Source organism: Synechococcus sp. N32 (genome assembly GCF_900473895.1).
In the GTDB taxonomy this organism is placed as follows: Bacteria; Cyanobacteriota; Cyanobacteriia; order PCC-6307; family Cyanobiaceae; genus Parasynechococcus.
On the sequence record NZ_UCND01000015.1, the window covers coordinates 378072 to 401518 of the forward strand.

Below are 23447 nucleotides of genomic sequence, written 5' to 3' on the forward strand. Positions count from 1 at the left end.
CGATGCCGCGCTACCGCTGCCCCTCCTGCTGTTGCGGCCCGGCCTTGGTGTTGCATCCACCCAAGGAGGTTGTTCCGCTCTGCTCCAGCTGCGCGACACCGTTGCAGCGTCAGCCCCTGGTCCGGCCCATTCCGCTGCTGGTGTTGCTGACTGTGGGCGGCGTGCTGGTTGCTTCCTCGGTCCCCATCTTGTTAACCCCCGAACCAGCCCCCAGCTCAAGGCGCGAAAAACTGGCCTAAGGCGGGGTTTTCGGTTCAATACGTCGGTATTGGTGCCTTCATGACCCTCGGCCGTTTTCTGATTTTCTTCGTGATCGGGCTTGTGCTCGCCCTCACCATTCCTCAGTTGACCTGGTTGCTTTGGCCCCTGGCAGCTTCAGCGCTTTTTGTTGTTGTTCAACTGATCCGCTCCTGAATTCCGGTGCGTTTAAGGCCGAACCGGCGCTCAAGACAACCAGCAGGCATCCACAGAAAAGGTGAGCACGTCGTGGGCATCACGATGGTCCCCCGACGTAATGGCAACACAGGCCAGCTGACCATCGTCAAAACAAGTTTTCGACTTGAGCACAAATTTGGCGGCGTCACTGTGGGACCAGACCGCTAGACCCTGCTGTTGGGCTTCGTCGTTGTAGATGTCCCAGAGCTCGGAGAAACGTTCTGCCTCCGGTCCCTGCAGAAATTCATCGAGGGCTTCATCAGCACCAACTTCACGGAAGCGATCCAGAAAAGACCGCATCAAGGGATCATCGATCACGTTGCTGGTGGCGATGGCACCAGTGATGCCGCGAACTGAGGTACGAACTACCCGGTTGGGTTCGGTACGTGCATCAATGATGACGACGGGGCATTGGAGATCCCAAGTGCTGCGATTTCTGAGTTCACGGCCCGCTTCGGACATGTCATCCCGAAGCTCATTGATCAGCTGCCGTACAACCAGGGTGGAGTCATCCATGCCTGACCCTATCGCGAGTGCAGCTGGTGAATTTGGCAGGTTAAAGATTCAAAACGTTGAGATTGGAAGCCAACTCTTATGCCAAATAGGATCCTCGAGGCAGTGATCCACCGGGCTGGCAATACGTGACAGACCATCGGCCCGATCGCCGCCGTGAACCAATCGATCCCCGTTATGCCTTCAGTCACATTGGTAAGGCGTCCCATGGCTGGCCTTGCGGGTTTAGCGCTGCTGTTGTTAGGTCACAGCACGGAAGCTCGACCCGGTGCATGCCAAAGCTATGAGGCGGCATTCAATTTTGAAGCGGGATTGAGAGATGGATTAACCCTGAAACAGGCCAAAGCAAGCATTCTTGAAGATTGCTATACAGATGAGTCTCCTGCCTGCTTTGAAGCCATCAAGAATGAAAATAACCAAATGCCCTATGCCTTTCCACTGGTGAATCAAGCTCTCTACAAAAGAACGCGCCGCTAGAGTGCACGCATAAGTGAGCTTTCCATTGCAAAAGGGTGTTGTACAATTATCGCAGCGGAAGCGAAGTCCATCACAACGGCAATATCTCCAAAGACATCAAGTCAGAAGTCTGATTATTTGGCAAAAGCTGCGGAGTACTACTCACGAGCCAAGCAATTGATCGAAGTTGATCAAGACTGGCAGGCTTCAGGCTCAATGATCCTCAAAGCACTTGCCGAGGAGAGAAAGTCTGAAAATACTGGTCTTCAGGTGATGAATGTGATCAAGTACCAAAAACCCAAAACCAAGCTGGAGTTCAACTTCCGCAGTTGATCTAGCAGCTCAGCAACCCTTCACTTCTGAGCTCTGATCTCCTTGTAGCCCCATAGGGGCCATTCCCCCCTTCAGGAAAGAAGCGGAGGGAACGACCGGGCTGCGCAGAGTGTGTAGACGATTCACCCTGCTGCAATCGGCATGGACGCCGTATCAGTCCCTGCCGCAAACCCGTTGTAAGCCACTAGCCCTGACCATTCCTGAGTGTTAGTGCTTATTTGGCCTGGCTGAGCGTCTGCTCCTCCAGCAGCATGTTGAACTGCAGCAGCTGTTCATCACTGAGTTGTTGACGACTGGTCGCCCCCAGTTGTTGTTGGAGAAAGGTCCTGGCTTGATCGGAGCTCCAGCCCAGCTGCTTCAACATGGCATCTCCTTGTTGAAGCAGATCACCACGACGGATGGGTGCTGGTGCGGTGGACGCGTCGTCGTTGGCTTGGATCAACTTCAACTGACGCAGATAGGCCACCAGATCGGCATAGCGTGTGAGCTTGTGGCGGCTGCCGAGACCGAAGGCCCGGGTCAAATACTCCTGCTCCTGCTCTCGAGACCAACCAATGCGTCTGATTTCCATATCGATGGCGGTCAGCTCATCACTCCAGTCGTCAGGATCCGTTGGTGTTTCAGAGGGGGCATTGTCAGCAGGGGGGACGGGGACCTGATGGCTGGCAGGGGGGTGTGGAGCAGACGAGGGTTGGGGCTGCTCAATTTTTCTCGGCCGCTCCACGGGCACCTGCTTCGGATTTGGCTCATCCACCCGGGGGGCTTCTGGGCGAGCTGAATTCAGGGGCTGTTGTGGCGCCTCAGTGGATCCCAGCCTGGAGCTCAGGCGTCGCAACGCTCTCTCCTCAGCCTCTTCAGCAGTGGCGGCTTCACCGAGGGCGCTGCCCTGCAGAGAACCGTCGAGCCAGGCCTCGACCCGCACGATGCATCTCAGGGTGTCGACGTGACACAGCTCGGCCCGGATCTGCATCGCAATGGAACAGCTCTTGCACTTTCTAGGCTGCCGCGATGGACATCACTTCGCTTCCCTCACTGTCGGATTTCTTCGAAGGTGCCGATCAATGGGGTGAGGTTTTGGCCCTGTTGCCTGTTCTGGTACTGCTGGAGCTGATCCTGTCGGCTGACAATGCCGTGGCCCTCGCGGCCATCGCCCGCAGCAGCCGCCAACCGGAGCGGGAAGGCCTTGCCCTCAACCTGGGCATTGGCATTGCACTGGTCTTGCGGATCGCTTTGATCGTTTTGGCCCAGTGGGTGTTGCAAAACGCCTGGGTGCAACTCCTCGCTGCGGCCTATCTGGTGTGGCTGGTGGTTGATCACTTCAACAATCGATCAGGCGATGATGCCGAGTCCAGCGAAGGACATGAATCCAACGGTGTCTCACGCACTTTTCTGAACACGGTTTTGCTGCTGGCCTTCACAGATCTGGCCTTCTCCATCGATAGCGTTGCCGCAGCAGTGGCCATCAGTGATCAGATTGTGTTGATCAGCACAGGCGCCTTCATCGGCATCGTGGCACTGCGTTTTACATCCGCCCTGTTCATCCGCTGGCTTGATCTGTATCCACGGCTTGAAACGGCTGGGTTTCTTGCCGTTGCTTTTGTGGCGCTGCGCTTGATTGTTCATGTTGTCGTGCCCAGCCTGAATCAACCCGATTGGCTCACCTTGGTGGTGGTGCTGTTGCTGTTTGCCTGGGGAATGTGGATCCGCAGCAAGGAACTTGATCAGGACGAGGGCCATGCTGGTTGAACTTCGCCATATCAGTGGAGACCGTTTGCTCCATCGCGTTGATCTTGAGGATCCGCCACAACCGGGGCGATGGCTTGTTGTGGAACAGCAATCCTTCCTTGTGATGCAACGTCGTCACCGTTATGCCCTTCGCAACGGTCGCTATGTGATGGCCTCAGTGGCCCTGTTGGTGAAACCCCAGACGCGTCCCGCCGATGCAACACCCTGGAGACATGGCTGGGTGATTGGTGATCCCAATTGTCGTTTCAACGCCCGTAGTCCTTTGCTCCGCTGTGCTGTGTGGCCGGAAGGCCCCTGCGAGAACTGCAGCCACCGTGAACTTCGCTGATTGATGAAACCGGACTGGCTCACTGGGCGACTCTGTGCTGGCCATGGCGTCGCCTCCGGAACAAGCAACGATTCACCGTATCCGGATGGCACGATTCGAATGCAATTCCCCGTGTTCCAGTCCTTAGGGCTGGACCTTTCGGGCTGTTACTTCGGCACGCTGAATCTCGACTTTGCCCCCCTCGAGGTTTCACTTTCGGATCCAGATCACCTGTTTGAAAAGGTGCAATGGACCGACCTCCACCCCCCCGAAACGTTCTCGTTTTGGAGTGTGCAGATCAAGATGCCTCAAAGTGAGGTTGTGAACGGCTGGATTTATTACCCCCACCCCGCGACCAAGTCGCGCCATTGGCAACCGCCGACAACGTTGGAATTGCTTGCACCGCGATTATGCGGAGTGGAAACAGGCGGCACCATTCATCTCCGTGATCAAGGCCAACGGATCAAACTCATCGATACGGTTCGCCTGCGCGCAAGGTTGCTGGAATTTCTCAAATTCAGAGTTCTGGCGTCGCAGCAAACATTTTTTGAAGCCGACACCCTGTTGAAGCGCCAACAATGGCTTTCGACGATGTTCCCGGAAGCTCTTCAGCTTTCCGAGCAGGATCTCGATCGGGTCTGGACTCAAGCGCGGATGTTGTACACGGAATCCTGAATCAACCTTCGCCCAATCGATCTCCGGGCGTGGCGTTGAGTTGCTGCAACAGAACGGGGGCTGTGCTGCGTGCTTTTCCTTCCAGCTGTGCCTCCCGGATCAGAAGGGGGCAGCCTGAACTGCTCACCACAAGACCCAGATCTTCGATCACTGCAAGGATCGTCCCTGGGGGGTGCCCGCCGGTGGGCCATTGGCCCACGAGGTTGCGTCCCTCAGGACTGAGTTGATCCTGCAGCCGTTCGATCAACGGCTCCGTGCGCAACACCTTCAGGCGTTTGCCCTGCCACTGGGTGAACACTCCGGGATGAAGCCCCATCACCTTGCGATGAATGCTGAGGGCAGGAGCAGACCAATCCAATTGGAAATCCTGCTTTTCCAGCATGCGGGCATAGGTAGACCCCTCGGCCTGAACCCGCACGTTGAGCCTTGCCAATCTCTCGTCTTCTGGACCCGGTCCCGCCGCTTCAATCAGCGGCATGGCCTGAACCATCAGCTCTGCAGTGAGAGCACTGAGTCGTTCGGCCAAGGCGATGGAAGGTTCCAGCAGCTGGATCGGGGTGCGTTGCTCGAGCAGAACCGGACCAGTATCGAGCCCTTCCTCCATGGCCATGATCCCCACACCCGTTTCCTGATCCCCTTCGAGTAGGGCCCACTGGATGGGCCCAGCACCGCGCCAACGCGGTAGCAGTGATCCGTGGCCGTTCCAGCAGCCCAGAGGAGGCTGCTCCAACACATCCTTGGGAAGGATCTGTCCGAAGGCAACAACCACAGAGGCATCAGCACCGAGTGCAGCGAGCTTGGCTTTGCAATCGTCATCCCGTCGGATTCGTTCAGGGGTGAACACAGGAAGACCGAGTTCTTCTGCCCTCGCCTTCACCGGCGATGGAACCAGCTGTTTGCCTCGACCCCGCCGACGATCCGGCTGCGTGACGACCCCAACGATGGTGTGGCCCGCATCATGCAGTGCATTAAGGGTTGGCACCGCATAGACCGGTGTCCCCCAGAACAGAATCTTCAACGTCAGGCTTCGCCAGTGATGGAGAGTCCATCCACCCAAACATGAGGGGAAACGCCTCGGTGGGTGATTTCAGAATCAGCTTCCAGATGAGCAATGCCGTTGAGAACAGAGCGGATGTCACCGGCAACCGTTGCTGCTTCCACGGAAACCCGTTCGCCGTTGTTCACCAACCATCCATCGAAGGGCAAGGAGAAGGATCCCTGGGTGGCTTTCACACCGGCGTGAAGCGCTGACAGATCCTCAATCAGCACGAAGGGGCCTGACTCGGTGCGGTGGTTGAGGCTGTTACCGCTGCTCACCTGCGGGTTGGAACCAACCACGAACCAGTCTGGACCCACCGAAACCTTGGCTCCAAGTCCAGCGTGACCGGTGGGTTGAACACCGAAGGCTCGGGCCGTGGCTTCCGAGTGAAGGAAATTACGCAGGGTTCCGCCTTCAATCAAGGAGAGACGTCGGGTTGGTGTTCCCTCGCCATCGAAGGCTGCCGCACTGATGTGTCCGGGGTGGAGGCCGTCATCGTGGAGGTTGAAGAAAGGAACCGCCACATCGGATCCAATCGAATCCCGCTGGCTCAAGCTCACCCCATCGAGCACTGAACGCGCATTGAACATGCTGCTGAAGGCACCAAGCAGTGAGAGAAAGGCCTCGGGGGTGAAGCACACCCGGTAGCTCCCGGTTTCGATCGGTCGATAGTCCAGATGGCTGACGGTGCGATCAACGGCCTCGCTGATGCAGCCTTGAACATCCAGTTCGCTGCTGCCAAGACCCAGACGAACAGCACCTCCACTGCGGGGCTTACGACCTGTTTCCTCCGCCCTTGCGTAGAGATACAGGCTGGCTTGGGTGCGCTCCATCTGCCGCAGTGCTCCATCACTGTTGAGATAGAGGCTCTGGGACAGGGATTCCGCCAGTCCGTTGTAGGGGACGGTCTGGATCGCGGGGTGACGACCCAACAGATCGGCTTCCGCATCCCGAAGGGTGTCCAGCAGGGGGAGGATTCCTTGGCGTGGTTGAAGCGGGCGATCGAGCTCGGGGAGTGGAGCTGTGGCCAGGGGGGAGAACTCAGGGATGTCCTCGGGATTGCCAAAACGGCTGGCCGTATGGGCTCCTACCAGGGCTTGTTCCAAGCCGCCATCGGAGAGGTCGGTGGTGCTGGTAATGCCTACCAGGCCATCGCTGTTCCAAACCCGGATGGTGATAGAGCTCCGCTGCGAAGCCTTGAGTTGTTTGGCTTCACCACGATCCACCTGAACGGAGCAATCGTCACTGCAGGCGGCACCAAGATCCCAACGACGAATGCCTTCACGCGAGGCGAGGGTCTGAAGGCGATCCCTGAGATCCGTGGCGTTAAGGCTGTTGTTGCTGCTCATCATCAACGGCCCCCCACAGTGATCGAATCAACTTTGATGTGGGGTTGGCCCACGGTGACGAACACACTTCCACTCACGGATCCGCAGAACCCGGCAGCCAGTTCCAGATCGTTGGCGCACATGGAAATGCGTGGCATCACCTCCTTGGCATCACCGATCAACGTCGCCCCTTTCACCGGTTTGGTGAGTTTGCCGTTCTCAATCAGATACCCCTCTTCAACAGAGAAATTGAACTGACCTGTCGGGCCGACGCTTCCTCCACCCATGGCCTTGCAGTACAGGCCTTGATCGACGGATTCAATCAACTGGTCAGGGGTATGCGGACCGGCGTCGATGAAGGTGTTTCGCATCCGGCTCGCAGCTGCAAAGGCATGGCTCTGACGCCGGCCGCTTCCGGTGCGTTTGTGGCCCGTGCGCAGTTCACCGGCCCGGTCACTGATGAAGCGTTGGAGCACTCCGTCTTTGATCAGCACGGTGCGCTCAGGTTCCATTCCCTCGTCATCCATCGAGATGGAACCGAAGGATCCACCACTCAGCCCTTCATCGATGGCGGTGACTGCAGGGTGAACGATCAGTTCACCAACCCGGTCTGCGAAGGGCGTGGTGTCCCGCTCAATCTGGGTTGTTTCGAGCAGGTGGCCGCAGGCCTCGTGGAAAATCACGCCACCGAACCGGTTGGCGAGAACAGCCGGCATCTGTCCGGCATCCACGTAGTCGGCCCGCAACATCGTTCCAGCGCTGTTGCACACTTCAGCTGCACTGGCTTCGGAATCCCAGTCCCGAAGATCGTCCGGACGATCGGAACTGCCATAGCGGCGGCCAATGCTGGATCGGTGATCGCCGTCGGCGGCAAGAACGGAGAGACCGGTCGACTGATGCAGGCGGATGTCGCGGGCAAAGGTGCCATCGGATGCAGCCACCAACACTTCCTGCCAGTCGCGGGAGTAACTGCCACGGCGCACCTGCAAGTGCTGACCAAGACGATTGAGATGGTCTGTGCCTTTGAGCAGGCACTGGCTGGCCTGATCCAAGGAGGGGCAGCGTTCCAGCCAATCGACTTTGTTCAAGCCGTGGTCGGTCAGCTGCTTCAACCCTTCAAATGCTGAAGGGGACGCGAGCTGTTGCGCCTCGAGACCGAGCATGGCGAGGGCCTGATCGAGGGCGCGCTGGAGGCCGGCTTCGCTGAGATCGTTGGTGCTGACGAAGCCATCACGGCCATCACGGAACACCCTGAGGCCAGCTCCACGGGCGAACGACGGATTCACACTGGTGATCCGATCCTGTTCGGCAAGCAAACCGATGTGGTCGGTGCGCTCAAGAAACACTTCCACCAGGTCGGCTCCTGCCGAGCTGCCACGGTGCAGCAAGGACTCCAAGAGTCCTTGCCACTGATTCGAAAAGGCGTTGGTCAAGAAATCTCCTCGATTGGGCCGGGGGAGTCCCCTCAGCGCACAGCTGGCTGGAAACGATCGCTGTCGATCGCTGGCATCAGGAACAGCTTGGCCATCTCGGCACCGTTTCCGATCCAGAAGGGCAGCTTGCGAAGCACTTTCAGAGGAGCGATGGCATCGCTTGCATCAGCCTTTTCCAATGCGGCGTTGTTGGCCACCAGCCGTTCGAGGCGTGTCCAGAACTTGTCGTTGTTCACATCAAGAACAACTGGGAAAACGCGCGCAGACGTTTCGTTGGTCTTCTCGATCACCATCTTGTCGTAGGTGCGAGCATCCAATCCGAGAGCCTCGTAGAACTCTTTGCGGGCCACGTCGCGCACGTACATGGTGGCGAACACCGCCAACAGGAAGAAGCGGCACCAGAGTTTGGCGATGGGGCCACGAACCGTGTCCGGTTGTGCCTTCATCAGGGCATCAAAGAAATCACCATGTCGGTTTTCGTCCTGACACCAGTTCTCAAAGAAATTGAAGATCGGGAAGATCTTGCTGTCGGGGTTCTTTTCGAGGTGGCGGTAAATGGCGATGTAACGCCAGTAGCCGATCTTTTCAGACAGGTAGGTGGCGTAGAAGATGAATTTCGGCTTGAAGAACGTGTAGTCCTTGTTCGCGGTCAGGAAGCCGAGATCCAGCTGCATGCCGAAATCACTCATCGACTTGTTGAGGAAGCCGGCGTGGCGAGCTTCATCCCGAGCCATGTGAGCAAAGCACTCGGCCAGAAGAGGGTTCTTCGCCTTAATGCGGCGGCTCAGTTCCTTGTAGAGCAGGAATCCTGAAAATTCCGATGTGCAGCTCTGCTCAAGGAATTCGATAAACACTTTGCGGGTTTCAGGATCCAGCTTGTCCGCAGCACCCTCGAACTCCTCGTTACGAACGAAGTGGTGGCGGTTGTAATCCTTCCTGAACTCTTCACAGATGGCTTCAAGTTCAGCCTCATTGGGCTGAAGGTCCATTGTCGCCATCGCTTCGAAATCGGTGGTGTAGAAGCGAGGGGTCAGGATTGTGTCCTTGACAGGATCCTTGATGGCTACAGCGCTGCCTTCGGCCACGGCGGTGGGAGGGACCATCAGTTGCGGTTCACGATCCTGCCAATGTAGGCGTGTCAGCCCAACCCCCGAGGCCAATGCGGGCGGTTAGTTACCTCCCAGCCACTTTTGGCCGTTGAGCCGTTGCAAGAGACGGGAAACGAGAAGGGCCAAAGACATCCGCTTCTCATCGATCAGAAAGCTCTCCAGCAGCGTTGGCTCGCTGCCGGCATCAGCCAGGGCAATCACTTTGGCGCTGTTGATGTCGGCCTTGGAGAAGCAGACCCAGAAGCGGCGCCCCCCTGGAAGCTCACCAACCACCATTGGACATTCACCACCGACAACGGGACGCTGCCCATCCACGCGCTCGAGCCGATCAGCGGTGATGTCATGTTCGGCCAACTGTTTGGCGACGGCCGGCAAAAACAGTGTGTCGATGAATTCAGGGAAGGGCTTGTCCTCCGGCTTGGGCGGCTTCGCTTTCGGCGCCGTTTTGGCAGGGGCCTCTTGACCTGAAGACTGCTTCTCGACTGGGGTTTCGCTCACCGATCCAGCATTGCTGGCGCAACTGTAAGCAGCTTGGTGCGCTGCTTACCAGTTCGCCTCCGGATCATCTCCCCAATCACTGAACTCCTGAGAAGGAGAGCCCACGGCTGAAGTGCCTGATGAAGCGTCTGACTGCGGGGGGACTGACGAAGGGCGTTGAATCACGCGGTAGGCCACAGACACCGTTGGAGCCGGTTCTCTCACATCTCGTTCGGGGCCTGGGTTTGTGCTGGATCTGGGTGTCGGTTCGTAGTCGGTATAGCCCCTCTCCTCAAACTCCGGTTGAACAGGGGATCGCCTCTGGCGACTCAGAGGACGCTCCACTGGGGAGACCAAAACCGCTGCGACAGCGGCTCCGGCCGCACCACCAACGCCAGCCAGCGCTGTCCACGCCCCAACGGGGAGCGGAGGTGTTGTCCAAACCAGCAGACGGATCCGGGTCTTGTCTCCGACATTGGTGGCCGAAAGAACCAGCAACGCCAGCAGTGGCGCCAGGCAGGGAATCAGCAGCAACCGCTGAAACATGTTCATTCCAGGGGGCCCTGCCAGCGCTTCAGGGGTGCAAGGTCCTCCTCCAGGCCGTCGAACAGGCGCACCACCAGAAAGTCCACCATCTCCTCCAAGGAATCGGGCCGGGAATACCAGGCCGGAATGGGAGCGGCAATGGTGGCTCCAGCTTCAGCGAGGCTGGTGAGGTTGCGGAGGTGAATCAGGTTGAAAGGCATCTCCCGGGGAGCAATCACCAGGGGCCGACGCTCCTTGAGATGCACATCCGCACAACGTTCGATCAGATCTGCGGCGATACCGGCATGGATCCGCCCGACGGTTCCCATGCTGCAGGGAACGATGACCATCGCCCGGGTTCTGTAGCTGCCACTGGCAATGCAGGCAGCCTGATCATTCCAGCGATGACAGGTGAGCTCGCCACTCTCCACCGATAGCCTCTCTCGCCAGAACGCACGTTGTTTCAGGGGATCAACAGGGATCGTCAGGCCCTGTTCCGCACGAAACACCTCATGGGCACCATGGCTGAGCACAAGATGCACCGAGCGCTCGCGCTGCAGCAGCAGCTGTAGGGCACGCTCGGCCAGAGGTTGAGCGGATGCACCGGTGACTGCCAGAACGTAGGGATGCATCACTCAGCGCTCGCTGAGGGCAACGGGCAGCGGCTCCGAGGATTCAGGCGCTGAGGATTCAGGTTCCGTGGAGCCATTGGAACCCTGGCTGATGACCTCAAGGTCGATCTGGTTGCGCAGAACATCCACATTGATCACGCGCACCTGTACGGCGTCGCCAAGTTGATAGGTCTGACGGTTCTTGCGCCCGACCAAGCGATTCTGGCGTGATCTGTATTCGTACCAGTCATCGTTGAGGGAGCTCACATGCACCAGCCCTTCAACGCGACTTTCACCAACTTCCACGAAAAAGCCATAGCTCTGCACACCACTGATGCGCCCTTCCACCTGTTCGCCGATCAGGGGTTGGGCTGAACGGGCCTGGATCATCGAAAGCAGATCCTTTTCCAATTCCAACACCTGGCGCCGTCGCGTGTTGAGCCGCTGCACGGTGCGCTCGTTCACCAATCCGTTCAACTTCTCGTCCTGGGATGCGGTGAACAGGGGCCACGTGAGATCAGCACCGGCACCCTTGAGGCCAAGCTTTAGACGCGTCTTGTGACGGACGGTTGGACGATCCTTGGCATCGGTCAGCAGCGCAACGATCACCTGTTGATTCACCAGGTGGGCGTAGTGCTGGGTGGCACAGGTCCATGGGGTCAGTGAGCTGTTCCGGCTTGACGCAGCAACCTCGTCTTCATCGGAATCTGCTGCCGCAGGGGGGGCCTCTGTGGATGCCACAAGGGTGAGAGGTGGCAGGGCGTGACTGAGCTGTTGTTCCAGCACCCGGCGCTGACTGCTGTCTTTGAACACCTGAACCAGCTCCGAAGCTGATGGACAGCCGTCGTCATCCAGTTCAAGGGGAAGATCCAGGGCAATGGCTGTCTTTGCCACATCGGTGAGCACGCTGCCATCGGGTTCATCCGCCTCAACGGTGATGCCCGGCAGTTGGAGCTCGAGTCGTTGTGCGGTCCACGCACGGTCGGCGGCCCTCAACAGAGGCTGAAGGAACGCATGGGGGTCGACCGGGTTGAACGCATCAACCCAGCGATGCCGCAACCCGGAGGGATCTGCGCTGCAGAGGTCACCAAGGGCCTCCAGCTGTGGAGGGCAGAGATCGAGCTGCACAACCCCGTTGGCACGCTCCTGCTCCAACAACAGCGTGCTGCAGAAGCGCAGGGTCTCCAGCTGACCGAGTTGGTCTTTGATCGGCTTGAGGGCGGTCGGGACGCTGCGCGCCTTGGGTTTGCGTTCCGCCAGGGCGACCAACTGATCGGCGCTCACTTCGGCGACGGGGCGCACCGTGCTGAGCATGAACTCCCAGTCGCTCACCTCACCGTTGGCAGAGACGTCGAGCCGAACGCTGATGGCATCAGCCTCGGACCCGGCCGAGAAGCTGGTGGCCTTGTGGAGGGCCGGAGTGAGAAGAGGTTGCCAGACTTCGCCGAGGCAAAGGGCTTCACCACGGTCCCGCAGGCAGGCATCGAGGCTGTTGCCCAGACCGATCCGCTCGCCCACGCTGGGCGCGTGGACCCAGAGGCGACAACCGCCGTCCCTCGCTTCAACGTGCACGGCAGGCAACCCCGGTGCATCGTCCTGACTCCATCCTTTGAGCAGCAGCGATGGTTGTGCGGTGAGATCGACCCGGCCCTTGGACGCAGGGGTTTTGCCTGAGCTTCTAGGTGCTACTGGACGGTCCTGGAGACCAACCTTGGTCAGCAGCAGGTCCCGGTCGGCTGCTGGTCCTCCATTGAGCGGGAGAGATCGCACAACATGGCCGGCCGCAGGATGCTGAGCCACGGGATAGCGATCGATGCGTACCTCGACAACGCTGGAGACCTCATCACCGGGCAGATGCTTGGAATCCTCAGCTGGCAGCTCAATGCCGGCAAGCACTCTGTCGTCCAAGGGGGAGGCGAGCAGCTGGTCGCTCTGCTGCTCCACCTGAGCCAGGAGAGATTGCGTGGCCCGTTCCAGGATGCATTGCACACCTCCTTCAGGAGAGCGGCGGCGTCCGCCCTCCCGCGTCACCCGCACCAGCACACGATCGCCATTCCAGGCGTGGTTCAGCTGATGGTCACGGATGTAGATGTCCTCGCCGCCGTCATCGCGAATGGCGAAGCAGAAGCCTTTGCTGCTGCAACGCAGGCGAGCATCAATCAGATCACTCTCCTGGGGCCGTGTGAGACCACCCTCACTGGTCTTTTCGATCACACCGATTTTCATCAGTGATGAAACGGCAAGCTCAAGCGCCGCTTTATCCGTCTTGTTGCTGAGCTTGAGGATCTTTGCCAGTTGGTCGGGCTCAGAGGAGTGCTCCGTTGAGAGCTGATCCAGCAGATCGGCAACCGTAAATTTCATCGTGGCGTGCGCAGAAACCGACCATCAGGGCCGGGAGAGAGGGAAGGGGTGGTCGACGCTCTTCAGCAGGCCGTGCAAAATCAGCCCTTCAAAGATCACTTTAGGACTCAGAAGTTTGATCCCCGTCCGAGTTGGCTTCACCATCACGGACGAGAGGAAACAGCAAGCGGCCGCCGATCACGAGGAAACCCACGGAAGCCAGCAGCTGAAGCAGGTCGCTTGGAATCACGGTTGCAACGGAACCACCGGCGAAGGCCCCCAGCAAACTGGCCAGAACCAACGCCGATGATGAGCCGAGAAACACGGCCAGGGGGCGATTGGACGTGCCACTGATGGCAACGGTGGCCAGTTGGGTCTTGTCACCGAGTTCGGCAAGGAACACGGTCAAGAACGTGGAGATCAGAAGGGGAAAATCCATCGTCAGCTCGCTGCATTGAACCAAAGGGAGCTGGCGGCCTGAAGACCGAGCCAGATGCCGAGCGCCACCATCAGCACCCCAGCCATCAGTTCAAGACGCTCAGGCGGAAGGGTTTTGGCCAACCATTGACCGACGAGAACGCCCACAAGGCTGGATGAAATCAATGCCAGCGCGGCACCGATGAACACCAGAACAGGAGAGCCGGACTGGGCCGAGAGCAACAGCGTTGCCAACTGGGTTTTGTCGCCCAGTTCAGCCACAAACACTGTGGTGAAGGTGCTGAACAACACGGCAACAAAGCTGCGCGACTCAGGGCTTGTTTGCTCACTCGTCAACAGAACCTCCCGCGGTCTGAGCGCGCTTGAACCTACGCATCACGCCACTGCGGCCGCCATAGGTGCTGCGGATCTGTTGTTGGCAACAGGTGATGGCGAAGGCATCGAACTGATCATCGGGGACGTCAAAAAGACGGCCCAGACCACTGACACGACAGAAATCAGGACGCTCCTCATAAACCGTGCAGCGCTGACTGCCCGTGTCGTAGTGGATGCACCAGCCGTCAGGGCCAACCATGGCCAGATAGGTGCGTTGTTGCTCCTCGTTCAAGGCCGCCAGGGCATCAGCCCGTTCCTCGGGAGCGAGTCGGCAACAGGCTCCACAGTGTTTGATGCAGGACCATTGCGGCGTCTCTTGGCTCATGATTGAAGCTGTGACAAGCCATCACAGAGATCAGAACCAATCCGTCGCTCTTGGGACAGAGCCCCGTAGCCTGGGAGGCGTAACGATTTTGGACAGCGCTGCATCGCCATGGGCTTTGACATTCACCTGATCGCCAACTTTGCCGCCCTGGCGATGATCACCATTGCTGGTCCCGCTGTCATCTTCATCCTCTTCTACCGCCGCGGCGCACTCTGATCGCCTCGTTTCAAGGACGTAGCCCCAACCCAAGGCAGGCTTCCTCGATCAACTGAATCACCCGCTGATCCCTCGCCAGATCGTTGTCGCTGGTGAGGGATTGTTCTTGTTGAATGCTCGCCTGAAGCGTCTCACCCTCTCCATTGGTGAGCTTCAGCCCTGAGGTTTCCGTCAACTGGGCGGTGTATTGCCGTGTGCCGCGGTCGATCAACACCAACTCCGTATGGGCACGGATGGCCTTGAGCTCCAGCTGCAGACGCTGTTCACCCTGCCAACGGTTGATCGAAATGCTGTAAGCCACGTCACAGCATGCGGGAACAGGCGCCGCTGGATCCCATCGCCAGGCGATGGCGCGACGCTCACTTTCACCCTGACGCAGCGTCAGGGCCAGATGTCCTCCTTTTAGATCGCGCCGATCTTCAACGCTCACCCCCCGTGACCAGAACAGGGGTTTAGGATGACCGATGCCGAAGGGGGCCAGGGATTGCAGGTGGCGCCAAAGATCCCAGTTCACGTCCTTCAACTGCAGCAGAGCGTCAGGTTGCACAGGACGCCCCTGGGCCTGGGTCACCAACCAGCCATCGGCTTCGGCGCAGAGGCGCTCATGCAGGGCATGCACGAATTCCGCTTTAACGGTGAACCCCCCGGCAGCGGGATGGCCTCCAAAGCGGGTCAGTAGATCACTGCAATTGGAGAGGGCACGATCCACCGCGAAACCGATGGGTCCCCGTACCGAAGCCCGCAGACTTCCATCTCCATCTCCGGCCAGAAGAGCGGTGGGGCGGTGATAGCGCTCCATCAGCCGCGAAGCAACAATGCCAATCACCCCGTGGTGCCAGTGGCTTTGCGCTAACAGCAGGAATGAGGGGAGAGCGTCACTGGACTCCGCTTCCACCAGTGCCACGGCCTCCGCTTCAATCGCGTCGCAGAGATCCCGTCGCTGGCGGTTGTAATCATCACAACGGCGTGCGAGGGCCATGGCTGAATCGGGATCGTCAGCCGTGAGCAGATCCACCACAAGCCTCGGTTCTCCAAGGCGGCCCACTGCATTGATGCGTGGTGCAAGCTGAAACCCGATGTCTTCTGCCGTCAGCGGACGTTCCCCGAGACCCGCCAGGCGCTGAAGCGCTTGCACGCCTTTGCACTCGGAGCGATGCAGATGGTTCAGCCCCTCCAGCAACCAACTGCGGTTGGCCCCCACCAGAGGAGCCATATCGGCCACCGTGCCGATGCAAAACAGATCCCGGGCCACGCGGATGGCTTCTGGTTTGTTCAGAACATCGGCAACGGCATGGGCCAGCACATAGGCCAGCCCAACACCGGCGAGTCCGCGGTAAGGCGAGCCCTCCGGGGTGGTGGCCGGATGAATGAGCGCAGTCATGGGCGGCCGTTGCGCCGGGATCGTGTGGTGATCGGTCACGATCACCTGCATCGACAAACTTGCGGCCAGTTCGAGGGCTTCCCTCGCGGCAACACCGTTATCAACGGTGACCAGCAATCGCACGCCATCGTCGTAGAGCCGCTGCACCATGGCGGGATTGAGGCCATATCCCTCCTCCATCCGCGATGGGATAGCGGGTTCCGGCTCAGCACCCAACGGGGCCAATGCCCGCAGTAACAACGCAGTGCTGGTCATCCCATCGGCGTCGTAATCACCACAGATGGCGACGCGTTCACGGGAACGGCAGGCCTTTACCAAGCGTGTACAGGCCTGCTCGAGATCGGGGAAATGATCATGTGTGGGCGGTAGATCACCAGGGGAGAGAAAGCTCTCGGCCTCGGATGTGGAGCTGAATCCCCTGCGCCGCAGCACACAGCGCAGCGACAGCGGCAAATCAAGCCCTTGCAATGGCGATGGTTCCACCACGGCGGGAAGGGACCAGGACCAATGCAGCGAAACAGCCGGCAAGGGAACGCAACAGGCGGTGATGTCCCAGCATTGTGCCGTTGCTGCTCCTCAAGGTGAACAGGCTTTCAGCGGTCTTCTGGGATGTGGATGGCACCTTGGCCGACACGGAAATGGACGGTCATCGACCGGCCTTCAACATGGCCTTCCAGGAACTGGATCTTCCCTTTGTTTGGGATGAAGCGCTCTACAACAGGCTGCTGGCGATTCCTGGCGGGCTGCGCAGGGTGAAACTCCACGCTGAAACCTGTGGGGTGCATCTCAGCCAGAACCAACTGGACCAGGTGCGTGATCGCAAACGCGTCCATTACCTGGAACTGGTCCGCCAAGGACATGTGCATCTCCGTCCCGGAGTGAAGAGGCTTTTGCAGGAGTTGAACAGGGCCGGCGTGCAGCAGTGGATCGTCACCTCCAGCGGATCGGCCTCGGTGATGGCTCTGCTGGAACAGATCCAGAAGCAAATCCCCAGCTTCGATGGGGTGGTGACATCGGATGACGTTGCTTCGGGAAAGCCAGCACCGGACGGCTACCGACTCGCTCTCGAACGCAGTGGGGCCAACAGTGCTGCCAGCCTTGCCATCGAAGATTCTGCGGCAGGTCTTTCGGCGGCAAGAGCCGCAGGTCTGCGTTGTCTGCTGACCCCTTCCCCCTGGGATGCCGATGCTCTGCATGAGTCCGGTGGCGAGGCTGCTGCGGTGTTGAATCACCTGGGGGACCCTGGACAGCCAGCAACCGTGCTTTCCGGTGCCTCTTGCCAGGAGGGGGCAGTAACGCTGAAGTATCTGGAGTACCTGCTGTCGGTGCCGGATCGATGAGCTCAATCCAGCGCACACGTCTTGCGGGGCTTCAGAACGCGTGGGGCGCTGGGATCCGGCGGTCCTGGTCTGGCCCCTGGTGGCGTCGCAGCGCTTCGTTGTTGCTGCTGCTGTTCGGATTTTTCATCGGCAGCAACCTTCCCGTCTACATCCTGGATGCTGTTGAACTCAGGACGTACACAGCGTTCTATGCCCTCATCGCCTGTGAATTGATGGTTCTTGGGCGCCGTCGTCTTCCCTGGCTGGACAACCTCCGGCTTGGATTCGTTTACGCCGTTGTTCTGGAGGCGTTCAAAGTTGGATCCTGAGGGCCAACGCCTCATCCCCAGCAAGGATCAGCAGCGGTTGCTGCAGCATCTCGAGTTGGGCGACCTTCCGAGTTGGTCTGCACTGCAGCGCAACTCTGGGTGGCATCGGGTCGCCATCGATCACTGGCATCCTCAGGCGACACCGGATTGGCTCTGGTCTGTTGGTCTGCCGCTTCTGAACCTGGGCCAGCAATGGCAGGGACAACGCCGACTGCTCGGATTCAGTGCTTTGCCGGGTTGCGGGAAAACCACCCTGGGGCAGTGGATTGAAGCGGCCGCACGGGCACTTCAGCTCTCGATCCAGGTGGTTTCGCTCGATGACTTTTATTTCGAGGCCGAACGGCTTGATGCGGCGATGCAGGGCAACCCCTGGGGTGTGCCGCGTGCGCTTCCTGGCAGCCATGACCTGGAGCTCCTGCAGGAGTGTCTTCAAACATGGCGACAGGGTGAGAACGTTCTGATGCCCTGCTTCGACAAAGCCAAACGCCATGGCCGAGGAGATCGAAGCGGTTGGCGCCGTTGCGATGCCGACCTGCTGATTTTTGAGGGTTGGTTTGTGGGCTGCAGCCCAAATGACGACGCAACTGCGGATGAGCCCCATCTCGAGAGCCCCCTAACGGCGCAGGAGTTGGAGTGGCGCCTGAAGCTGCAACCCGTGCTCGCCCACTACGAACCCACCTGGAGGTGTTTCGATCAACTCTGGCAACTGCGAGCAACCGACTTCAACGCGCCTTGGCGATGGAAGCGCCAACAGGAAGCCACCCTTGAAGCGGAACGCGGTGCGTCGCTGTCGAATGCCGACTTGGATCGTTTCATCCGCATGATTCTCTGCTCGCTGCCATCGAGCAGTTTTCACACCATGCGAGCGGATGTTGTTGTGGAGGTGGATCCGGATCGAACTCTGCGGAGGATCCACCTCCCGAGTTCGACTCAGGATTCGCCGTCTTCGGACTCACTCACCGGATAAACAAAACCCTGGGCGCGGCCACTCAGCACAGACTTGCCAATGGACATGGCGCGCTGGGCGGCAACGGCTGCCTTGGCCTTCCAGGTGGCGCTGCGCTGGTTGCGCTTGGCCTTGGATGTTTTCTTCTTCGGGACGGCCATTGCGCCTGGTGAATTTCCAAACCGAGATTGTCTCGTTTGGAACCCCCTTGCGTCAAATCGCTAGGCTCCGTGCAGCGCAATGAAGACGTGGCACCAGGTTCGGGCGACTCCAGTGGTTCCGCGGCCCCTCTGAAGGCTCAACCTTCTTCGATTCAGGGTTTTTGGACGAAGCAGGACACGGTGAGTTACTCCACCCTGCTGAGAGATATCGATGCAAAAGAGATCAAACAGTTGGACCTTGTGCCCGGTCGGCGGGAGGTAAGAGTCCAATACAACGATGGCCGACGCGTCACCGTTCCTGTTTTCGCCAACGACAACCAAATTCTTCGGGCCGCTGAAAGCTCCGGCACGCCCCTGACAGTTGTTGACATCCGCCGCGAACAAGCAGGACGCGAACTGGCGGGAACCCTGATGTTGGTTCTGCTGGTGGTGGTCGGCTTGTCGTTTCTGTTGAAGCGTTCAGCTCAAATGGCGAACAGAGCTCTTGGGTTTGGGCGCAGTCAACCTCGGTTGAAACCCCAGGAAGACCTTCAGCTTCGTTTTGAGGATGTTGCCGGCATCAACGATGCGCGGCTGGAACTTGAGGAGGTGGTCACCTTTCTCAAGCAGCCCGAGGCCTTCATCCGCCTGGGCGCCAAGATCCCGCGGGGAGTGTTGCTGGTTGGCCCCCCTGGAACCGGGAAAACGCTTCTTGCCAAAGCGATTGCAGGCGAGGCGGGCGTGCCGTTTTTCTCCATCGCGGCCTCTGAGTTTGTTGAGCTGTTCGTGGGTGTTGGCGCGAGCAGGGTTCGCGATCTGTTCCGCCAAGCCAAGGAGAAGTCCCCCTGCATCGTTTTCATTGACGAAATCGACGCTGTGGGTCGCCAGCGCGGTGCTGGTATCGGCGGCGGCAACGATGAACGGGAGCAGACCCTCAACCAACTCCTCACGGAGATGGATGGCTTTGAGGAGAACTCCGGTGTGATTCTGCTGGCGGCCACAAACCGTGCCGACGTGCTCGACGCCGCACTGTTGCGTCCAGGACGCTTTGACCGGCGCATTGATGTGGGCCTTCCCGATCGCCGAGGCCGCGAGGCAATTCTCGCCGTTCATGCGAGAACTCGCCCCCTCGACGACGCGGTCTCGCTGTCGGATTGGGCGAGCCGCACGCCGGGTTTTTCCGGGGCTGACCTCGCCAATCTGCTCAACGAAGCGGCCATCCTCACGGCCCGCCAGAACATGCTCCGCATCGGTCAGTTCCAGCTGGAGGGGGCCTTGGAGCGGATCACCATGGGGCTGAGCAACCGTCCCTTGCAGGACAGCGCCAAAAAACGGCTCATCGCCTATCACGAGGTGGGTCATGCCCTGGTGGCCAGTCTTCTTCCAGCGGCCAACGCGGTGGACAAGGTCACGATTCTTCCCCGGGGAGGGGCCGGTGGTTACACCCGCTTCATGCCTGACGAGGAGGTGCTTGATTCCGGGTTGATCACCCGCTCCTCCTGCCTCGCTGATCTGGTGGTGGCCCTGGGGGGTCGAGCAGCTGAGCAAGTGGTTTTCGGATCGCTCGAGATCACCCAGGGAGCCAGTGGAGATCTCCAGATGGTGGCGCAACTCGCACGGGAGATGGTGACGCGCTTTGGCTTTTCCAGCCTCGGACCGATGGCCCTCGAGGGCCCGGGTACGGAGGTTTTTCTGGGGCGCGATTGGTTCAACCAACGGCCGGGATACGCCGAATCCACTGGCCAGGCCATTGACGCTCAAATCCGCCAGCTCGCCAAGAGTGCTCTGGCGCAGGCCATCGCCCTGCTGGAGCCCCGCCGTGAGTTGATGGATCAACTGGTGGACGTTTTGATTGCCGAGGAAACGATCAACGGTGATCGATTCAGAGACATCGCTGGCCTCCCATGAGACGCCTCCTCCTTCTGCTGCCGCTGGTTGTTGTTGCAGCCCGGATGCAGATCGAGTGGCTCTGGTTCGATCAGTTCGCCTGGAGCGACGTTCTCCTCAAGCGCTGGCTTCTGCAGCTTCTCTTCGCGGGTGTGGCGATGCTGCCGCTGCTGGCAGCCCAGGCCTGGTCAAGGCAATTCAGGCAACACAGCTCGAGTTCATCCAAGGCGATGAGCCTGACCGGATGGTCCTTTGGATTCACGCTGTTGATCAGTGGTGGTGCTGTGCTGATCAGTGCCTTGCTCACGCTGGATCTGTTGGCGTTGGCCAGCCGCGATCCGTTTCAGCTTGGGGAATGGCAGCCAGTTGCGGGGCTCCAGCACCGCATCAGCTCAGCTGTGGGACTCGTTCAGGCAGGGGCGATAGGGCTTGCGATGGCCTGGCCGCGGTTGAGGCTGTGGCTGGCACGGATCATGGCGGGTTCGCTGGTGGCTGTCGTCAGCCGGACGTGGGGCATCTGGTCGCTGGCGCTATGGATTCCCGATGAATCCACGAGAGACCCCTTGCTGGGAGCGGATCTGAGCTTCGGCTTGGGGCGTTTTGCCGGATTGCATCTGGCCCTGGACCTGCTGCTCTTGGCTGCCGCGTTCACCCTCGCCTTTGAGCTCTGGCGGGTGCTGGCGAGCTCAAAATCGATTTCTGACTGGGCCAGTCCAGCCTTCTCTGCGCGACAGATCCAACTGTTCAGGTTGCTTTCGGCGCTTCTGCTGGTCGGAGTGGCGGGGCAGGTGTGGTTATCGAGGCATCAGCTGCTGTGGACCCAAAACGGCCTTGTGGCAGGGGCGGGCTGGCTCCAGGCCCACATGACCCTTCCGTTGCGCGGCTTCGCAACACTGCTACTGGTGCTGATCGCATGTGCACTGCTTGTCCCGTGCCGGCGACGCCTCCGTCAGGGCCTTGCACTGGTGTTGGTGTCTCTTGTGGTGTTGGAAACGGTGGCAACTCCGTTAACGCGCTGGCTGGTGGTGCGGCCAAGGGAATTTGCACTGCAAGAGCGCTATCTGAACAATGCCATTGAGGCCACGCAATGGGGCTTCCAGTTGGATCAGATCAAGAGTCAGGTCGTCGACCCGACAAGGTTCAGCGCCGCTGATCGCGAGCAAGGTGTTAGCACGCTCGAAAATGTTCGTCTCTGGGATAGCAGCCCTCTGCTGGAAGCCAACCGGCAACTGCAGCAACTGAGGGTGTACTACCGCTTTTCCAATGCAGCTGTTGATCGCTACCCGCTGAACGAAAACAGCGATTCATCGCAGCAAGTGATCCTCTCGGCCCGCGAATTGGATCAATCCGCTTTACCGCGTCAATCCAAAACCTGGCAGAACCGTCACTTCATCTTCACTCACGGCTATGGATTCACCGTCAGTCCGGTGAATGACAGAAGCAGTGATGGCCTTCCCTCGTATTTCATTAAAGGTCTTGGTCCAGAAACAGTCATTGAGGGAAATCCAGAACTGGGTATTAAACGATCGGAGGTACGGAAGGCCATCCCCGTTGGTGATGCAGCGATCTATTACGGGATGCTTCCGTCGCCCTATGCCATCGCTCCAACGCAGATTGAAGAATTCGACTACCCCGAAGGCGACATCAACGTGATGACGCACTATCAGGGTTCTGGCGGAGTACCGATTGGATCCTGGCTGCAACGATTCGCAGCGGCTGTTTATCTGCGTGACCCTCGACTGCTGATCACCACAACGATCAATGCTGATTCCAAACTTTTGATCCGGCGTGATGTGCGCAGTCGGGTTAAGGCCATCGCTCCCTTCATTGATTTTCGTGGTGAGCCCTACCTGATCTCCATTCCAAACCCTGAGCAAGACAGCTCCAACACCACCAAGGCAACTTCAGAACAACGCAGCCAACATCAGTATTGGGTTGTCGAGGGTTACACCCACAGTTCAACCCTGCCCTACAGCGCAGCGGTATCAGCAGATGATCCCGATCGCTATTTAAGAAACTCAGTGAAGGCCATCGTTGATGCTTATAACGGCAGCATTCGGTTTTTCATCTCGGAGCCTGAGGATCCAATCGTGATGGCCTGGGCTCACGCTTTTCCAGGCTTAATGGAGCCGATGGAGGCAATGCCAAAGCCTTTTCTTGATCACCGCAGAGTTCCTGAGGACTTCTTCAATGCCCAGGTCAACCAATTGAAGCGATACCACGTTTCGAATCCCAGAATTTTCTACAACGGTGATGATGTTTGGCAGGTGCCAAGCGAGATCTACGGCGGCCGCAAAGTTGATGTTGCTCCGTATCACATCACGGCTCAGCTTCAAAGCAACGACAACTCTGAATTTCTGCTGCTCCAACCCCTGACCCCCTTATCAAGGCCAAATCTCACGGCGTGGTTGGTGGCTCGGAACGATGGGGATCACTACGGTGAGTTGAAACTGATCGACTTTCCCAAAGACAAATATATTCCCGGGCCGGAACAGGTTCAGGCTCTGATCCATCAGGATCCAGATGTGAGCGAGCAGTTTGGTCTATGGGATCAGGAGGATCTGGAACTCCTGCAGGGAAATCTTCTTGTGCTTCCCGTGGGCTCCGGACTTCTCTATGTGGAACCGGTGTATCTGCGCACCAAGAAGGTAGGGCTGCCTTCTCTGGCCAGGATTGTTGTGAGTGACGGCCGATTGGTTGCCATGGACCGCGACCTCAATCTTGCTTTGGATCAACTCATGAAAAAAGCCCCACCCGTTTGACG

General features: G+C 58.9%; 28 protein-coding genes. 13 read left to right on the forward strand and 15 right to left on the reverse strand.

All coding sequences use genetic code 11. The features are described from left to right. Positions 1 to 2: 2 nt before the first annotated feature. Positions 3 to 239: a hypothetical protein gene (locus tag DXY35_RS10555; protein WP_115082492.1), complete on the forward strand. Its 237-nt coding sequence runs from the start codon at positions 3 to 5 to the stop codon at positions 237 to 239. Between the two features lie 40 nt (positions 240 to 279). Beyond that, positions 280 to 414 (forward strand): hypothetical protein, encoded by a 135-nt coding sequence (locus tag DXY35_RS13215; RefSeq protein ID WP_006851938.1) that lies wholly within the window; start codon positions 280 to 282, stop codon positions 412 to 414. Positions 415 to 444: 30 nt separating this feature from the next. Here DXY35_RS13215 and DXY35_RS10560 read toward each other — a convergent pair whose 3' ends face one another. Then, complete coding sequence (locus tag DXY35_RS10560; RefSeq protein ID WP_115082249.1) at positions 445 to 951, reverse strand: hypothetical protein; 507 nt, start codon at positions 949 to 951, stop codon at positions 445 to 447. Between the two features lie 204 nt (positions 952 to 1155). Between DXY35_RS10560 and DXY35_RS10565 the strand changes: the two genes are divergently transcribed. Further along, positions 1156 to 1425: a hypothetical protein gene (locus DXY35_RS10565; protein WP_115082250.1), complete on the forward strand. Its 270-nt coding sequence runs from the start codon at positions 1156 to 1158 to the stop codon at positions 1423 to 1425. A gap of 117 nt (positions 1426 to 1542) precedes the next feature. Continuing rightward, entirely contained in the window at positions 1543 to 1737 is a 195-nt protein-coding gene (locus DXY35_RS10570) for a hypothetical protein (RefSeq protein WP_114989119.1), read from the forward strand. A gap of 214 nt (positions 1738 to 1951) precedes the next feature. On the opposite strand, the gene DXY35_RS10575 is transcribed toward DXY35_RS10570, so the two are convergent. After that, complete coding sequence (locus DXY35_RS10575; protein WP_115082251.1) at positions 1952 to 2707, reverse strand: hypothetical protein; 756 nt, start codon at positions 2705 to 2707, stop codon at positions 1952 to 1954. A 38-nt stretch (positions 2708 to 2745) separates the two neighbouring features. Between DXY35_RS10575 and DXY35_RS10580 the strand changes: the two genes are divergently transcribed. The 3 genes from DXY35_RS10580 to DXY35_RS10590 are packed head-to-tail and all read left to right on the forward strand — an operon-like array spanning position 2746 to position 4465. After that, the gene (locus DXY35_RS10580; protein ID WP_115082252.1) at positions 2746 to 3483 is read left to right on the forward strand and encodes a DUF475 domain-containing protein; all 738 of its coding nucleotides are present in this window, start codon (positions 2746 to 2748) and stop codon (positions 3481 to 3483) included. Next, positions 3473 to 3811: a DUF6464 family protein gene (locus DXY35_RS10585; protein ID WP_115082253.1), complete on the forward strand. Its 339-nt coding sequence runs from the start codon at positions 3473 to 3475 to the stop codon at positions 3809 to 3811. The genes DXY35_RS10580 and DXY35_RS10585 overlap by 11 nt, the downstream gene beginning before the upstream one ends. Before the next feature lie 3 nt (positions 3812 to 3814). Further along, the gene (locus DXY35_RS10590) at positions 3815 to 4465 is read left to right on the forward strand and encodes a hypothetical protein (RefSeq protein WP_115082493.1); all 651 of its coding nucleotides are present in this window, start codon (positions 3815 to 3817) and stop codon (positions 4463 to 4465) included. 1 nt (position 4466) lies between these two features. On the opposite strand, the gene fmt is transcribed toward DXY35_RS10590, so the two are convergent. The 11 genes from fmt to DXY35_RS10645 form a co-directional block, all read right to left on the reverse strand. Then, positions 4467 to 5483, reverse strand: coding sequence for a methionyl-tRNA formyltransferase (gene fmt, locus DXY35_RS10595; RefSeq protein WP_115082254.1), 1017 nt, complete (start codon positions 5481 to 5483; stop codon positions 4467 to 4469). Positions 5484 to 5485: 2 nt separating this feature from the next. Next, positions 5486 to 6856: a TldD/PmbA family protein gene (locus DXY35_RS10600; RefSeq protein WP_115082255.1), complete on the reverse strand. Its 1371-nt coding sequence runs from the start codon at positions 6854 to 6856 to the stop codon at positions 5486 to 5488. Beyond that, on the reverse strand, positions 6856 to 8265 hold the full coding sequence (locus DXY35_RS10605) for a TldD/PmbA family protein (RefSeq protein ID WP_115082256.1): 1410 nt from the start codon (positions 8263 to 8265) through the stop codon (positions 6856 to 6858). Before DXY35_RS10605 ends, DXY35_RS10600 begins: the two co-directional genes overlap by 1 nt. A gap of 32 nt (positions 8266 to 8297) precedes the next feature. After that, a complete protein-coding gene (gene acsF, locus DXY35_RS10610) occupies positions 8298 to 9368 on the reverse strand; it encodes a magnesium-protoporphyrin IX monomethyl ester (oxidative) cyclase (protein WP_115082257.1) in 1071 nt (356 codons plus the stop codon). Between the two features lie 66 nt (positions 9369 to 9434). Beyond that, positions 9435 to 9872 carry a DUF2996 domain-containing protein gene (locus DXY35_RS10615; protein WP_115082258.1) on the reverse strand — a complete coding sequence of 146 codons (438 nt, stop codon included), beginning with the start codon at positions 9870 to 9872 and terminating at the stop codon, positions 9435 to 9437. 45 nt (positions 9873 to 9917) lie between these two features. Then, positions 9918 to 10403, reverse strand: coding sequence for a hypothetical protein (locus DXY35_RS10620; protein ID WP_115082259.1), 486 nt, complete (start codon positions 10401 to 10403; stop codon positions 9918 to 9920). Next, the gene (locus tag DXY35_RS10625) at positions 10400 to 11008 is read right to left on the reverse strand and encodes a flavin prenyltransferase UbiX (protein WP_115082260.1); all 609 of its coding nucleotides are present in this window, start codon (positions 11006 to 11008) and stop codon (positions 10400 to 10402) included. Before DXY35_RS10625 ends, DXY35_RS10620 begins: the two co-directional genes overlap by 4 nt. Positions 11009 to 11011: 3 nt before the next feature. Continuing rightward, entirely contained in the window at positions 11012 to 13348 is a 2337-nt protein-coding gene (locus DXY35_RS10630; RefSeq protein ID WP_115082261.1) for an RNB domain-containing ribonuclease, read from the reverse strand. Positions 13349 to 13448: 100 nt separating this feature from the next. Continuing rightward, positions 13449 to 13766 carry a TMEM165/GDT1 family protein gene (locus tag DXY35_RS10635; protein WP_115082262.1) on the reverse strand — a complete coding sequence of 106 codons (318 nt, stop codon included), beginning with the start codon at positions 13764 to 13766 and terminating at the stop codon, positions 13449 to 13451. Between the two features lie 2 nt (positions 13767 to 13768). Continuing rightward, positions 13769 to 14101, reverse strand: a complete 333-nt coding sequence (locus DXY35_RS10640; RefSeq protein WP_244273113.1) for a TMEM165/GDT1 family protein — start codon at positions 14099 to 14101, stop codon at positions 13769 to 13771. Next, complete coding sequence (locus DXY35_RS10645) at positions 14091 to 14465, reverse strand: YkgJ family cysteine cluster protein (protein WP_115082263.1); 375 nt, start codon at positions 14463 to 14465, stop codon at positions 14091 to 14093. The genes DXY35_RS10640 and DXY35_RS10645 overlap by 11 nt, the downstream gene beginning before the upstream one ends. Before the next feature lie 108 nt (positions 14466 to 14573). Here DXY35_RS10645 and psb30 point away from each other — a divergent pair, with 108 nt between their 5' ends. Beyond that, complete coding sequence (gene psb30, locus DXY35_RS10650) at positions 14574 to 14681, forward strand: photosystem II reaction center protein Ycf12/Psb30 (protein ID WP_025362280.1); 108 nt, start codon at positions 14574 to 14576, stop codon at positions 14679 to 14681. Between the two features lie 10 nt (positions 14682 to 14691). Here the strand turns inward: psb30 and recJ are convergent, their stop codons facing one another. Next, entirely contained in the window at positions 14692 to 16590 is a 1899-nt protein-coding gene (gene recJ, locus DXY35_RS10655; RefSeq protein WP_115082264.1) for a single-stranded-DNA-specific exonuclease RecJ, read from the reverse strand. A gap of 32 nt (positions 16591 to 16622) precedes the next feature. Here recJ and DXY35_RS10660 point away from each other — a divergent pair, with 32 nt between their 5' ends. From DXY35_RS10660 to DXY35_RS10670, 3 genes are read left to right on the forward strand one after another with little or no spacing between them, the layout of a single operon-like run. Next, complete coding sequence (locus DXY35_RS10660) at positions 16623 to 17402, forward strand: HAD-IA family hydrolase (RefSeq protein ID WP_115082265.1); 780 nt, start codon at positions 16623 to 16625, stop codon at positions 17400 to 17402. After that, positions 17399 to 17710 (forward strand): DUF565 domain-containing protein, encoded by a 312-nt coding sequence (locus DXY35_RS10665; protein WP_115082266.1) that lies wholly within the window; start codon positions 17399 to 17401, stop codon positions 17708 to 17710. Before DXY35_RS10660 ends, DXY35_RS10665 begins: the two co-directional genes overlap by 4 nt. After that, positions 17700 to 18677 (forward strand): phosphoribulokinase, encoded by a 978-nt coding sequence (locus DXY35_RS10670; protein ID WP_115082267.1) that lies wholly within the window; start codon positions 17700 to 17702, stop codon positions 18675 to 18677. The genes DXY35_RS10665 and DXY35_RS10670 overlap by 11 nt, the downstream gene beginning before the upstream one ends. Here the strand turns inward: DXY35_RS10670 and rpmF are convergent. Continuing rightward, on the reverse strand, positions 18641 to 18817 hold the full coding sequence (gene rpmF / locus DXY35_RS10675) for a 50S ribosomal protein L32 (RefSeq protein WP_006851068.1): 177 nt from the start codon (positions 18815 to 18817) through the stop codon (positions 18641 to 18643). The two genes, DXY35_RS10670 and rpmF, sit on opposite strands and share 37 nt — an antisense overlap. A gap of 87 nt (positions 18818 to 18904) precedes the next feature. Between rpmF and ftsH the strand changes: the two genes are divergently transcribed. Both ftsH and DXY35_RS10685 read left to right on the forward strand, forming a co-directional pair. Further along, entirely contained in the window at positions 18905 to 20704 is a 1800-nt protein-coding gene (ftsH, locus tag DXY35_RS10680; protein ID WP_115082495.1) for an ATP-dependent zinc metalloprotease FtsH, read from the forward strand. Then, entirely contained in the window at positions 20701 to 23445 is a 2745-nt protein-coding gene (locus tag DXY35_RS10685; RefSeq protein ID WP_115082268.1) for a UPF0182 family protein, read from the forward strand. Before ftsH ends, DXY35_RS10685 begins: the two co-directional genes overlap by 4 nt. Positions 23446 to 23447: the final 2 nt, after the last annotated feature.